Raw genomic sequence first — 11,235 nt, 5'->3', positions numbered from 1 at the left:
CGCCGCCTTTGTCTATTGCTGAAGCGGTAAAGACGTAGGGGCGCTCAGCCCGCCACGATGGGCTTGCGGCCTGGGGCACCGCGCGCTCCACGGCCCTGAGCGTCGTACGTGGTGGCGACGCCCACGCCGTTGATGTTGCGCAGCGCGTCCAGCGACTGCTGGGTATAGCGCAGGTGTACGTCGATCAGCGCACCATTGCGCATATTGATTTCGTTGGCCGAGGCCGACTTGGTCAGCAGCGCTTGCCAGATCTCGGACAGCTGCGGGTGCAGCACGGCGGCTTGTTCGGTGCCGGCATGCCCGACGGGCAGGCCGATTTCGGACAGCAGGCCGTTCCGGGTGTCGCTCAGGTCGACCAGTTGTTGAGCAATGCGCCCCTTGCGTTCGGTGATGGCCTGCAGCGCGCCGACGTTCCCCGGGCCCACCAGCACTTCGGTCTCTTCTTCCAGAATGGTCGAGAACTCGGAGATCAGGGCATCTTCCTGCCGCATGCAGGACTGGAGGGAATCGACGGGGTTCATGATCGTGCTTCGAAGGCGGTAGGGCGGTGAACGGGGAATTACTTCAGCAGATCGCGCGCGCTGGCGATCAGGCTGTCGGCAATCTTGCCGGTGTCGATCTTCAACTGGCCTGAAGCAATCGCGGCGCGAATGGCGGCCACGCGCTCGACGTTGATGTCGTTCGAGCCGTCTTGCAGGGCCAACATCTTGCGCGACGCCGAGCTCAGCGCCACTTGCGAGCTGCTGGAGCCGCTGCCATTGCTGGCGCCGTACGCCTGCGCAACCGCGGAATCCGGGCGTTGGGCAACGGCGTCGGCAGAAATGGGCCGGTTGGTGGTCGAATTGATTTTCAAGGTTTTCTCCGCAGGGCGTCCTGGGTCGGTTTGCGACGGATCCGCCTACTTATGTCTCTGTAACGGCAGGGCCGGAACGAACTTTAGGGCAGGCCGTCGCCTGGCGCAGCGCGATTTGTAACATTACCTACAGTTGTATTTCAACCAGCCCCGCATTCTTGACCACCCCGCTGACCACTTGGCCGCTGGCCGTGCGTACCTGCACCATCGCGCCGGGCGCGGCGTTGTCCAGCGCCAGGCCTTCGCTGCTGACCACGAAACCGTTGCCGCGCGCGTTGATCCGGACGTTTGAGCCGCGGACGACGGATTGGGCGTTGCGCAGCGACGATCCGCGGACCGGTTGCCCGGCATTGATTCGGAAGGCGGCCGTCATGCCGATGACGGTCTGGGGATCGGTGATGGCGCCGGGCGGGAGCGACACCAGATCGCCGTCCCGGGGGGAAAGATCGTCCGGCGTCAGTGCCTGGCCGGCCGAGATCATCCGCGATGCGACGTAGTAGTAGCCGGGGACGCTCACGGTCGCCTGCACGTAAGTCGTCCAGGGCTTGGGCGCATTGCAGCGCACGCCGACGGTCATGCGCGACCGCAGCTTCATACCCGACGGCATAAATGGGGACATGGCGTCGCAGGGCGCCAGGCGCTCGGCGCGCGGCGGGTCGATGGAGACGGCGGGTTGCCCTGGCAGTCCGGCCAATTGGTCCAGCAGATAACTTTGCGCCGCGACGGCAATCGCCTCCGGCGCCTGGCTGGCGGCGTCCTGCGCCAGGGCCGTCCCGGAGGTGGCCAGGGCCAGGGCGATCAGGCAGCCGGCGCGCGCGCAGAGATGTCGTGCGGAGATTTTCATGATGGATGAATTGTAGGAGTCCGGGCCGTTCGGCAATACGGGAATTGGATGAGAAATGGCGGGTTATTTGGCTGATTGTGTTTTGCCGCCGGCCCCTATGATGCCGTCATCCAATGGGATAACGGTGCGTCCGAAGTCCCTTGCTCTATCCGTATTGCAACGCACGAAGGCGCCACGATGCTAGACAGGCTTAACGAAGATTTCCGGTTCTACCAGCAGGCCTTGGGACTGCGCGCGCAGCGTCAGGAAGTGCTGTCGTCGAACATCGCCAATGCCGACACGCCCAACTACAAAGCTCGCGACTTTGACTTCAAGGCCGCGATGCAGACCGCGATGGAAGGCACCATGCGCCTGCCGGATACGTCGCTGGCGCTGACCTCGGCCCGCCACATCCCGGCCAAAGCCGTGTCCCAGGGGCCGACCGAGCTGCTGTACCGCCTGCCCTACCAGCCCAGCATGGACGGCAACACGGTAGACATGGACATCGAGCGCGTGCAGTTTGCCGACAACACGTTGCATTACCAAAGCACGATGCAGATGATCTCCGGTCGCATCCGGACCATGCAGACGGCTATTCAGGATTGATTCATAAAGGGAGCGACAGGCAATGTCCTTGTTGAGCATTTTCGATATCGCCGGTTCGGCGCTCAGCGCGCAATCGCAGCGCATGAACGTGTCGGCCAGCAACATGGCCAACGCCGACAGCGTCGTGGGTCCGGACGGCCAGCCGTATCGCGCCCGCCAGGTCGTGTTCCAGGTCAACCCGGCTGCTGGCCAGGCGCTGGGGCAGGAGATCGGCGGCGTCCGGGTGGCCGGCGTCATCCAGGATCCGTCGCCCCTCAAGCAGGTCTATGACCCCAAGCATCCGCTGGCCGACGCCCAGGGCTACATCAGCATGCCCAACGTCGACCCGGTGGCCGAAACGGTCAACATGATCGCGGCATCGCGGTCCTACCAGGCGAACGTCGAGGTCCTCAACACCGCCAAGGCGTTGATGCAGAAGACGCTGACCATCGGCCAATCCTAATTTCCTGACAGAGTGAATCCATGACCACCGTTGACCAGAACACCAGCACCACCGGCCTGGGCCTCGCGCAAAGCGGCGCCAACGGCTCCAGCACGGCGCAGGGCTTGCAGGACCAGTTCCTGAAGCTGCTGGTGACCCAGCTGCAGAACCAGGATCCGCTGAACCCCATGCAGAACGCGGAGCTGACCTCGCAGCTGGCGCAGATCTCCACGGTGGAAGGCATCAACAACCTGAAGAACACCATGCTGGCCATCAGCGGCCAGATCGACGTGTCGCAGTCGATGAACGCCGTGGCGATGATCGGCAAGGGCGTGCTGATCCCCGGCACCAAGGTCAAGGTCGGCGTGGATGGCGACAACGCCGCCGAACGCGTGGTTACCCCTTATGGCCTGGATCTGCAAGGCGATGCGCAGAAGGTGCAGGTCCGCATTTCGGACTCGAACGGGGCGGTCGTGCGCACCATCGAAATGGGCGAACAGAAGACCGGCGTCTACACGCTGAACTGGGATGGCAAGAACGACAGCGGCGTGGCGCTGGATGCGGGCGCGTACACCGTGTCCGTGCTGGCGACCGACGGCGATGGCAAGAAGGTGAATGCGGAAGTGCTGAGCTACGGCCAGGTCAAGAGCGTGGCGTATTCCACCAACGGCTTGCGTCTGGATCTGGGCCTGGATGGCCAGACCAGCATGCTGGACGTGCGTAAGGTAATCGGCGCCTGAACCGGGCGGATTTGAATCGGCGCCGGCGCATGCGCGACGGCTTCACTAGATAAAGATTAGCGAGAGAAAACATGGGCTTCGGACAAGGATTGAGCGGCTTGAACGCCGCATCGCAGAACCTGGACGTGATCGGCAACAACATCGCCAACACCGGCACCGTCGGCTTCAAGTCGTCGACCGCGTCGTTCGCCGACGTCTACGCCAGCTCGCGCGTGGGTCTGGGTGTCAAGGTGTCGGCGATCACGCAGCGCTTCACTGTGGGTACGGTGCAGGGCGGCGGCGGCGATTACGACATTGCGATCGACGGCGCGAAAGGCATGTTCCGCGTGACGGACCAGAGCGGTGCGGTGATGTACACCCGCAACGGCGAATTCCTGGTCGACAAGAACAATTTCATCGTGAACGCGCAGGGCTACCGCATGACGGGTTACCCCGCCGGCGCGATCGGTGCTAATCCGACCGAACTGCAATTACCGACCGCCAACGTGGCCCCGCAGGCCACCAGCACTGGCACGACCGTGGCCAACCTGGATGCCAACGCTAAAGTGGTGTACCTGACGGATACGGTGACCAAGCCTGCACAGGACGGCACCGTCACGTTGGGTGGCACGGCTTATACGTTCACCCGCAACGCGACGGGCGACCTGGTCTGGGCCGCAGGCGCGCCGGCCGCCGGCACCTACGGCACGGCACCGAATACCGTCACCATCGATGGGACGGGCGCGATCACCGCCGGCGATATCACCCAGATTCCCGGTTACGTGAACTACACCGCGGCAGTGACCGAAATCGGCCGTCCGTTCGATCCCACGATTTCCAGCAGCTACACGAACGCGTCGCCCATGACGGTGTTCGACTCCCTGGGCAACTCGCACCAGGTGATGCAGTACTTCGTCAAGCGTCCGGCCGATGCGGCGGGCAACAGCGTCTATGACGTGTACTACACGATGGACGGTCAGGCCATGGCGCCCACGACTCAGGCGGGCGGCGTATGGGGCAACCCCCAGCAGTTCACGTTCAACAAGGCCGGCGCGCTGACCAGTGCCCCGGTCGTGACGCTGAGCTTTGCGGCGCCGGGTGGCACCACCACGCCGGCCGATCCGATCAGCATCGCCATGAACTACACCGGCACCACGCAGTACGGCAGCGACTACAAGCTGGTGGCCAAGCCCAACGGTTACACGTCCGGTGAATTCAGCGGCATCAACATCAGCGGCGACGGCAGCCTGGTGGCCCGCTACACCAACGGCGAGACGCAAGTCGTCGGCACGATCGTGCTGGCCGACTTCTCCAACCTGCAAGGGTTGCAGCCGGTGGGCAACAACGCCTGGACTGAAACCGCGGCGTCCGGCCAACCGATCCTGGGCCAGCCGGGCACCAACGGCCTGTCCAAGGTCGTGGGCCAGGCGACGGAAGCGTCCAACGTCGACATGAGCAAAGAGCTGGTCAACATGATCATCGCCCAGCGCACCTATCAGGCCAACTCGCAAACCATCAAGACCCAGGACGAAATCATGCAAGTCCTGATGAACCTGAAGTAAAGCCTGACAGGCTCGCGACGACACCGACGGAATAGGCAATGGACAGAATCATCTACACCGCCATGAATGGCGCAGCGCGTATCACTGAGCATCAGGCGGCGCTCGCCAACAACATGGCCAACGTGAACACGACGGGCTTTCGCGAGCAGATCGCGCTGTACCGGTCGGTTCCGATGACGGACGGGGTGAGTCTGCCTACGCGCGTTTCGACGGTGGCGTCCACGCCCGGTAACAGCTTCCAGATGGGCACCATGCAGACCACGGGCCGCGACCTGGATGTGGCGCTGGCCAGCGAAAACGGCTGGATCGCGGTGCAGACCCCGCAGGGCGAAGCCTATACCCGGGGCGGCAGCCTGCAGGTCGGCATCAACGGCCTGCTGCAGACCTCGCTGGGCCAGCCGGTGCTGTCCGATCAGGGCGGCCCCATCGACGTGCCGGACCAGGCTGCGCTGACGATCACTTCCGACGGCACCATCACGGCCATTGGCGCCGGCGACGGTCCCAACAACATCCTGAACCTGGGCCGCATCAAGCTGGCGAACCCGAACAACGCGCAGTTGGTGCATGGCGATGACGGCGTCTTCCGCCTGGCGCCGGTCAACGGCCAGCCGGCGCCGCCCGCGCCCGCCGACCCTGGCCTGCGCGTGTTGTCCGGCGTGCTGGAAGGCAGCAACACCAATCCCATGAAGGTGATGGTGGGCATGATCGAAAACGCGCGTCGCTTCGAGCAGCAGATGCAGGTGATCCAGCAGTCGGACCGCAACGCGGAACGCGCCAACGGGATTCTGTCCGTCGGCTGATCCCGCGGGCTGATTTAAACAATTTTCGCGCGCGGCCAAGCCGCGGCACCAGGAGTACTTCATCATGATGCGTTCGTTGTGGATTGCCAAAACGGGCCTGGAAGGTCAACAGACCTCCATGGACGTGATTTCCAACAACTTGGCCAACGTCTCCACCAACGGGTTCAAGCGCGGCCGCGCCGTGTTCCAGGACCTGATGTACCAGACGCTGCGCCAGCCCGGCGCCCAGGTGGGCGACGCCACGCAACTGCCGTCGGGCCTGCAATTGGGTACGGGCGCACGCGTGGCTGCTACCGAACGCATCCATACGGAAGGCAACCTGAACAACACCGGTGGCGAAATGGATATCGCCATCAACGGCCGCGGCTTCCTGCAAGTCGAACTGCCTGACGGTACCCAGGGCTACACCCGTGACGGCGCGCTGCAGCGCGACCAGAACGGCCAGCTGACGACCGTCAGCGGTTACGTGATCCAGCCGCCGATGAACGTGCCGGACAACGCGCTGTCGATCTCTATCGGCAAGGACGGCATCGTTTCGGTGACGCAGCCCGGCGCCGCCGGCGTGAACGTGCAGATCGGCCAATTGCAGATCGCCACGTTCATCAACCCCACCGGCCTGCAAAGCATCGGCGAGAACCTGTACCTGGAAACCGACGCGTCGGGTCCGGCCAACCTGCTGCAGCCTGGCGTGGACGGCGCAGGTTCGATCATGCAGAACTACGTCGAAACGTCCAACGTGAACGTTGCCGAAGAACTGGTCAACATGATCACCACGCAACGCGCCTATGAAATGAACAGCAAGGCCGTCAAGACCTCTGACGAGATGCTGGCCCGCCTGTCCCAACTGTGATGCCCATGTCTGTCCTGCGTCTGGTATTCGCTGCGGCGCTGGCTATGCTGGCGGCCGGTTGCGCCATGATTCCGCCCGAGCCCATCGTGACCGGGCCGACGACGGCCGCACCGCCGCCGCCGCCGATGCCCATGGCGCAGCCCACGGGCTCCATCTATCAGCCGACCACGTACGGCAACTATCCGTTGTTCGAGGATCGCCGGCCGCGCAACGTGGGCGACATCGTCACCATCGTGCTGAACGAGCGGACGAATGCCTCCAAGAACGTGGCGACCAATACCAACCGGTCGGGATCGACCTCGCTGGGCATCGCTGCCGCGCCGTCCTTCATGGACAGTTGGGCGGGTGCAAACCTGAATACCGACGCCAAGGGCGGCAACGTGTCGCAGGGCAAGGGCGACAGCACGGCCAACAACGCCTTCACTGGCACCATCACCACGACGGTGGTGGGCGTGATGTCCAACGGCAACCTGCAAGTGGCGGGCGAAAAGCAGATCGCCATCAACCGCGGCAGCGAATACGTCCGCTTCGCAGGCGTGGTGGATCCGCGTTCCATCACCGGCACGAACACCGTGTCGTCCACCCAGGTGGCCGACGCCCGTATCGAGTACCGCAGCAAGGGCGTCATGGACGAAGTCCAGACCATGGGCTGGCTGCAACGCTTCTTCCTGATCGCTTCGCCGTTCTGACCATGACACAACCGACTCCGATATCCGCCTTGCTGTCCCTGTTCGCCCGCGTCTGCGTGGCGGTCGGACTGGTCGCTGGCGCCGGCGTGGCACAGGCCGAGCGGCTCAAGGACCTGGCCACGATCCAGGGCGTGCGGGGCAACCAGCTGATCGGCTATGGTCTCGTCGTGGGCTTGGACGGCAGCGGCGACCAGGTGCGGCAGACTCCGTTCACGCAGCAAAGCCTGACCAACATGCTGTCGCAATTGGGCATTACCGTGCCCGCCGGCAGCAACATGCAGTTGAAGAACGTGGCGGCGGTCATGGTCACGACTACCTTGCCCGCGTTCGCCCGGCCCGGCCAGACGCTGGACGTGGTGGTGTCTTCGATGGGCAACGCCAAGAGCCTGCGCGGCGGCACCTTGCTGATGACGCCCATGAAGGGCGCGGACAGCCAGGTCTACGCCATCGCCCAGGGCAACATCCTGGTGGGCGGGGCCGGCGCTTCCGCGGGCGGTTCCAGCGTGCAGATCAACCAGTTGAACGGCGGCCGCATCAGCGCGGGCGCCATTGTCGAGCGCGGCGTGCCCACCACGTTCTCGCGCGACGGCTACATCCATGTGGAACTGAACAATACCGACTTCGGCACGGCGCAGAACGTGGCGACGGCACTGAACAAGAAGTTCGGCCAGGGCACGGCGACCGCGCTGGACGGGCGCGTGGTGCAGGTGCGCACGCCGATGGAGCAGGCTTCTCAGGCCCGCTTCCTGTCGCTGGTCGAAGACCTGCAGGTGGCGCGCGCGCCGACCGTGGCCAAGGTCATCATCAATGCGCGCACCGGCTCGGTCGTCATGAACCGCACGGTCATGATCGAAGAGGCGGCCGTGGCGCACGGCAACCTGTCGGTCATCATCAATCGCCAGAACCAGGTGTCGCAGCCCGACACGCCTTTCACGGAAGGCCAGACGGTGGTGGTGCCCAACACCCAGATCGAAGTGCGCCAGGACAACGGCTCGCTGCAGCGCGTGAGCACCAGCGCCAATCTGGCTGACGTGGTCAAGGGCCTGAACGCCCTGGGCGCGACGCCGCAGGATCTGCTGGCCATCCTTCAGGCCATGAAGACCGCTGGCGCCTTGCGCGCTGAACTGGAAATCATCTGACGATGGCTGTCGCAAACGACGCGTCCCGAGGCGCCGCCCGGCAAGATTCGGTCTTCGACATGGGTCGCCTGTCGGACCTGAAGCGGGACGTCAAGAAAGACCCCGAAGGCACCGAGCAGCAGAAGCAGGTCGCCAAGCAGTTCGAGGCCCTGTTTCTGCAGATGATGGTCAAGCGCATGCGCGAGGCGACGCCCAAGGAAGGGCTGTTCGACTCGCAACAGACGCAGATGCTGCAATCCATGGCCGACGAGCAGTTGGCGCTGCACCTGGCGACTCCCGGCATCGGGCTGTCCCAATCCATCCTGGCGCAGATGCAGCAGGGCAAGCCGGCCGACGTGTCCGATGACGCGGTGCGCGCGATCGGGCAGGGCGCCGACCTGGATTTCCGTACTGGCGGTTCGCGGGAAGTGTCCGCGTTGCTGAATGTGATGCGCAACAACCGCGCCAGCGACCGCGCGCTGGCCGCCGCTGAAGGCGCGCCGGAACACGTCGTGGACTTCGTGTCGAAGATGTCGCGCGCGGCCAATCTGGCGTCGCAGCAAAGCGGCGTGCCCGCGCGCCTGATCATGGGCCAGGCGGCCCTTGAATCGGGCTGGGGTCAACGCGAGATCAAGCACGCCGACGGCAGCACCAGCTACAACCTGTTCGGCATCAAGGCGGGCGCCAGCTGGAAGGGCAAGGTCGTCAATGTGCTGACCACGGAATACGAAGATGGCGTCGCGAAAAAGGTGACGCAACCCTTCCGCGCTTATGCGTCGTACGAGGAATCGTTCGCGGACTACGCCCGCCTGATCGGCAACAGCCCGCGGTACGAGGCCGTCACCCAGGCACGCAACGAGGTCGACGCGGCGCGCAAGATCCAGGATGCGGGCTATGCGACCGACCCGCGCTATGCGCAGAAACTGATCGGCATCATGGGCCAGCTCCGAGGGGCGGCCACCCAGGTGGAAAATTCTCGCCAGATGTTGGAAGGACTCTAAATTTGGACGATCTCCTGCCGTTAATGGAGTATCCAGAGATAACAGCTGCGGTTACATACGGGGCATTGTCAGCATGAATTTGTATAAAACGGCATTGGGCGGGCTGAACGCCGCACAAGCGGGTTTGGCCACCACCAGCCACAACATCAACAATGCCACCACGGTCGGCTACAACCGTCAGCGCGTCATGACGTCCACCGCGGGCGCGCAAGCCACCAGCAACGGATACATCGGCCGCGGCGTCCAGGTCGACACCGTCGTGCGCAGCTACGACAGCTTCTTGTACAAGCAGCTGGTCGGCGCGCAGGGCAGCGGTGCGCAAATGCAGGCCCAGCTGGATCAGGTGTCGCAGATCAACAATCTGTTTGCCGACCGCACCGTGGGCATTGCCCCAGGCCTGACCAACTTCTTCTCCAGCATGAACGCGGTGGCCAGCAAGCCCGCCGATCCGGCTGCACGCCAGGATTTGCTGGGCAAGGCGAACAGTCTGGCCACTCAGATCCGTTCCGCCTACACGGAAATGCAGAATCAGCGTGAAGGCCTGAACACGCAGATCACCGCTACGGTCGAGCAGGTCAATAGCTACCTGACCCGTATTGATGACCTGAATACGCAAATTTCGCTGGCGACGGGCAAGGCCGGCAACGGCCCCCCCAACGACCTGCTGGACCAGCGTGACCTGGCCGTGGCCGAATTGAACCAGCTCGTGGGTATCACCACGTACGAGCAAGGCGACAAGATCAATATCTCGTTGGCAAAGGGCGGCCAGGCGCTGCTGTCCGGCACCACGATCTATCCGCTGCAAGCCGTCCCGTCGACCAAAGATGCCGGCCGTACGGTCCTGGCCTACACGTTGCCGGCGGGTTCGGGCAAGACGGTGTCGGTTGAACTGTCCGACAACGAAGTCACCGGCGGCAAGCTGGGTGGCCTGTTGCAGTTCCGTTCGTCTTCGCTGGACGTCATGCAGGCCCAGTTGGGCCAGATGGCGGTTGGTCTGGCGATGTCCTTCAATGAACAGCACCGGCAAGGTCTGGATCAGAACGGCAACCCGGGCACGGACTTCTTCAGCATTTCGTCGCCGCAAGGCGTGCCGAACACGCTGAACAAGAGCAACGCGCAGATTTCGGGCCAGTTCACGAATCTGAACAACATCAACGCGAAAGACTACGAAATTTCGTTTGATGGCACGAACTACCAGGTTCTGCGTATGCCGGAAGGCAGCCAGGTCTATAACGGCCCGGCTACCGGCACGCCGCCCAACGCGACGTTGAACATGGAAAACGAGATGGGCGTCACGTTGACGATCAACGCGCCGCCCCAGGCGGGCGATAAATGGTCGTTGTCGCCCACGCGCGATGCTGCCCGCGACATCAACGTGCTCATCCAGGATCCGGAACGCATTGCCGCAGCCGACACCGAAGGCGGCGACGCCAACGGCAAGAATGCGCTGAAGCTGGCGCAGTTGCAGACCGCCAAGGTACTGGGCCACGGCACGATGAGCACCACTGACATGTTCGGACAGGTGGTCAATACGGTGGGCGTGCAGACGGCGCAGGCCAAGTCCGCCGCCACCGCGCAGGCCAACCTGATCAAGCAGACCGCCGCCGCGCAGCAATCGGTGTCGGGCGTCAACCTGAACGAAGAATACGTGAGCTTGTCGCTGTACCAGGAGCAATACCAGGCCAGCGCCCGCATCATCGATGTGGCGAGCACCGTTTTTGACACGCTGTTGGGCCTGCGTGGCTGATCAGACCGTTGAACTGTGATGACTAGAAAGAATTTCGGAGTTGCAC

The 11,235-nt window shown here is 63.7% G+C and carries 13 protein-coding genes; 10 read left to right on the top strand and 3 right to left on the bottom strand.

The features are described from left to right. Positions 1 to 44 precede the first annotated feature (44 nt). The 3 genes from AC3WMU_RS09380 to flgA all read right to left on the bottom strand — a co-directional run bounded on the left by AC3WMU_RS09380 (position 45) and on the right by flgA (position 1,697). Complete coding sequence (locus AC3WMU_RS09380) at positions 45 to 521, bottom strand: flagella synthesis protein FlgN (RefSeq protein ID WP_006224589.1); 477 nt, start codon at positions 519 to 521, stop codon at positions 45 to 47. 38 nt (positions 522 to 559) lie between these two features. Beyond that, positions 560 to 853, bottom strand: coding sequence for a flagellar biosynthesis anti-sigma factor FlgM (flgM, locus tag AC3WMU_RS09375; protein ID WP_006224590.1), 294 nt, complete (start codon positions 851 to 853; stop codon positions 560 to 562). Between the two features lie 127 nt (positions 854 to 980). Beyond that, complete coding sequence (gene flgA, locus AC3WMU_RS09370; protein ID WP_424626031.1) at positions 981 to 1,697, bottom strand: flagellar basal body P-ring formation chaperone FlgA; 717 nt, start codon at positions 1,695 to 1,697, stop codon at positions 981 to 983. A gap of 177 nt (positions 1,698 to 1,874) precedes the next feature. On the opposite strand from flgA, the gene flgB reads away from it, so the two are divergent. The 10 genes from flgB to flgK all read left to right on the top strand — a co-directional run bounded on the left by flgB (position 1,875) and on the right by flgK (position 11,189). Further along, positions 1,875 to 2,282: a flagellar basal body rod protein FlgB gene (flgB, locus tag AC3WMU_RS09365; protein WP_006224592.1), complete on the top strand. Its 408-nt coding sequence runs from the start codon at positions 1,875 to 1,877 to the stop codon at positions 2,280 to 2,282. Between the two features lie 22 nt (positions 2,283 to 2,304). Next, complete coding sequence (flgC, locus tag AC3WMU_RS09360) at positions 2,305 to 2,724, top strand: flagellar basal body rod protein FlgC (RefSeq protein WP_006224593.1); 420 nt, start codon at positions 2,305 to 2,307, stop codon at positions 2,722 to 2,724. A 20-nt stretch (positions 2,725 to 2,744) separates the two neighbouring features. Next, the gene (locus AC3WMU_RS09355) at positions 2,745 to 3,443 is read left to right on the top strand and encodes a flagellar hook capping FlgD N-terminal domain-containing protein (protein ID WP_006224594.1); all 699 of its coding nucleotides are present in this window, start codon (positions 2,745 to 2,747) and stop codon (positions 3,441 to 3,443) included. A 71-nt stretch (positions 3,444 to 3,514) separates the two neighbouring features. Beyond that, on the top strand, positions 3,515 to 4,984 hold the full coding sequence (locus AC3WMU_RS09350) for a flagellar hook-basal body complex protein (RefSeq protein WP_424626030.1): 1,470 nt from the start codon (positions 3,515 to 3,517) through the stop codon (positions 4,982 to 4,984). Positions 4,985 to 5,022: 38 nt separating this feature from the next. Further along, positions 5,023 to 5,784 carry a flagellar basal body rod protein FlgF gene (locus AC3WMU_RS09345; RefSeq protein WP_006224596.1) on the top strand — a complete coding sequence of 254 codons (762 nt, stop codon included), beginning with the start codon at positions 5,023 to 5,025 and terminating at the stop codon, positions 5,782 to 5,784. Between the two features lie 64 nt (positions 5,785 to 5,848). Beyond that, positions 5,849 to 6,634 carry a flagellar basal-body rod protein FlgG gene (gene flgG, locus AC3WMU_RS09340; protein ID WP_006224597.1) on the top strand — a complete coding sequence of 262 codons (786 nt, stop codon included), beginning with the start codon at positions 5,849 to 5,851 and terminating at the stop codon, positions 6,632 to 6,634. Continuing rightward, positions 6,634 to 7,323, top strand: a complete 690-nt coding sequence (locus tag AC3WMU_RS09335) for a flagellar basal body L-ring protein FlgH (protein ID WP_006224598.1) — start codon at positions 6,634 to 6,636, stop codon at positions 7,321 to 7,323. Before flgG ends, AC3WMU_RS09335 begins: the two co-directional genes overlap by 1 nt. Before the next feature lie 2 nt (positions 7,324 to 7,325). Further along, positions 7,326 to 8,462, top strand: a complete 1,137-nt coding sequence (locus tag AC3WMU_RS09330; protein WP_035213053.1) for a flagellar basal body P-ring protein FlgI — start codon at positions 7,326 to 7,328, stop codon at positions 8,460 to 8,462. A gap of 2 nt (positions 8,463 to 8,464) precedes the next feature. Then, complete coding sequence (gene flgJ / locus AC3WMU_RS09325) at positions 8,465 to 9,442, top strand: flagellar assembly peptidoglycan hydrolase FlgJ (RefSeq protein WP_280028573.1); 978 nt, start codon at positions 8,465 to 8,467, stop codon at positions 9,440 to 9,442. Positions 9,443 to 9,515: 73 nt separating this feature from the next. Then, positions 9,516 to 11,189, top strand: coding sequence for a flagellar hook-associated protein FlgK (flgK, locus tag AC3WMU_RS09320; protein ID WP_424626029.1), 1,674 nt, complete (start codon positions 9,516 to 9,518; stop codon positions 11,187 to 11,189). The last annotated feature ends 46 nt before the right edge of the window (positions 11,190 to 11,235 follow it).

Source organism: Achromobacter sp. FW305-C-13 (genome assembly GCF_058783475.1).
This window is presented reverse-complemented; position numbering and strand designations above follow the sequence as displayed.

Excerpts from the sequence above, each read along its gene's own strand:
- AC3WMU_RS09330 (WP_035213053.1), top strand. The coding sequence starts at position 7,326 with ATGACACAACCGACTCCGATATCCGCCTTGCTGTCCCTGTTCGCCCGC.
- AC3WMU_RS09345 (WP_006224596.1), top strand. The coding sequence starts at position 5,023 with ATGGACAGAATCATCTACACCGCCATGAATGGCGCAGCGCGTATCACT.
- flgC (WP_006224593.1), top strand. The coding sequence starts at position 2,305 with ATGTCCTTGTTGAGCATTTTCGATATCGCCGGTTCGGCGCTCAGCGCG.
- flgG (WP_006224597.1), top strand. The coding sequence starts at position 5,849 with ATGATGCGTTCGTTGTGGATTGCCAAAACGGGCCTGGAAGGTCAACAG.
- AC3WMU_RS09335 (WP_006224598.1), top strand. The coding sequence starts at position 6,634 with ATGCCCATGTCTGTCCTGCGTCTGGTATTCGCTGCGGCGCTGGCTATG.
- flgA (WP_424626031.1), bottom strand. The coding sequence starts at position 1,697 with ATGAAAATCTCCGCACGACATCTCTGCGCGCGCGCCGGCTGCCTGATC.
- flgB (WP_006224592.1), top strand. The coding sequence starts at position 1,875 with ATGCTAGACAGGCTTAACGAAGATTTCCGGTTCTACCAGCAGGCCTTG.
- AC3WMU_RS09350 (WP_424626030.1), top strand. The coding sequence starts at position 3,515 with ATGGGCTTCGGACAAGGATTGAGCGGCTTGAACGCCGCATCGCAGAAC.
- AC3WMU_RS09355 (WP_006224594.1), top strand. The coding sequence starts at position 2,745 with ATGACCACCGTTGACCAGAACACCAGCACCACCGGCCTGGGCCTCGCG.
- flgK (WP_424626029.1), top strand. The coding sequence starts at position 9,516 with ATGAATTTGTATAAAACGGCATTGGGCGGGCTGAACGCCGCACAAGCG.
- AC3WMU_RS09380 (WP_006224589.1), bottom strand. The coding sequence starts at position 521 with ATGAACCCCGTCGATTCCCTCCAGTCCTGCATGCGGCAGGAAGATGCC.
- flgJ (WP_280028573.1), top strand. The coding sequence starts at position 8,465 with ATGGCTGTCGCAAACGACGCGTCCCGAGGCGCCGCCCGGCAAGATTCG.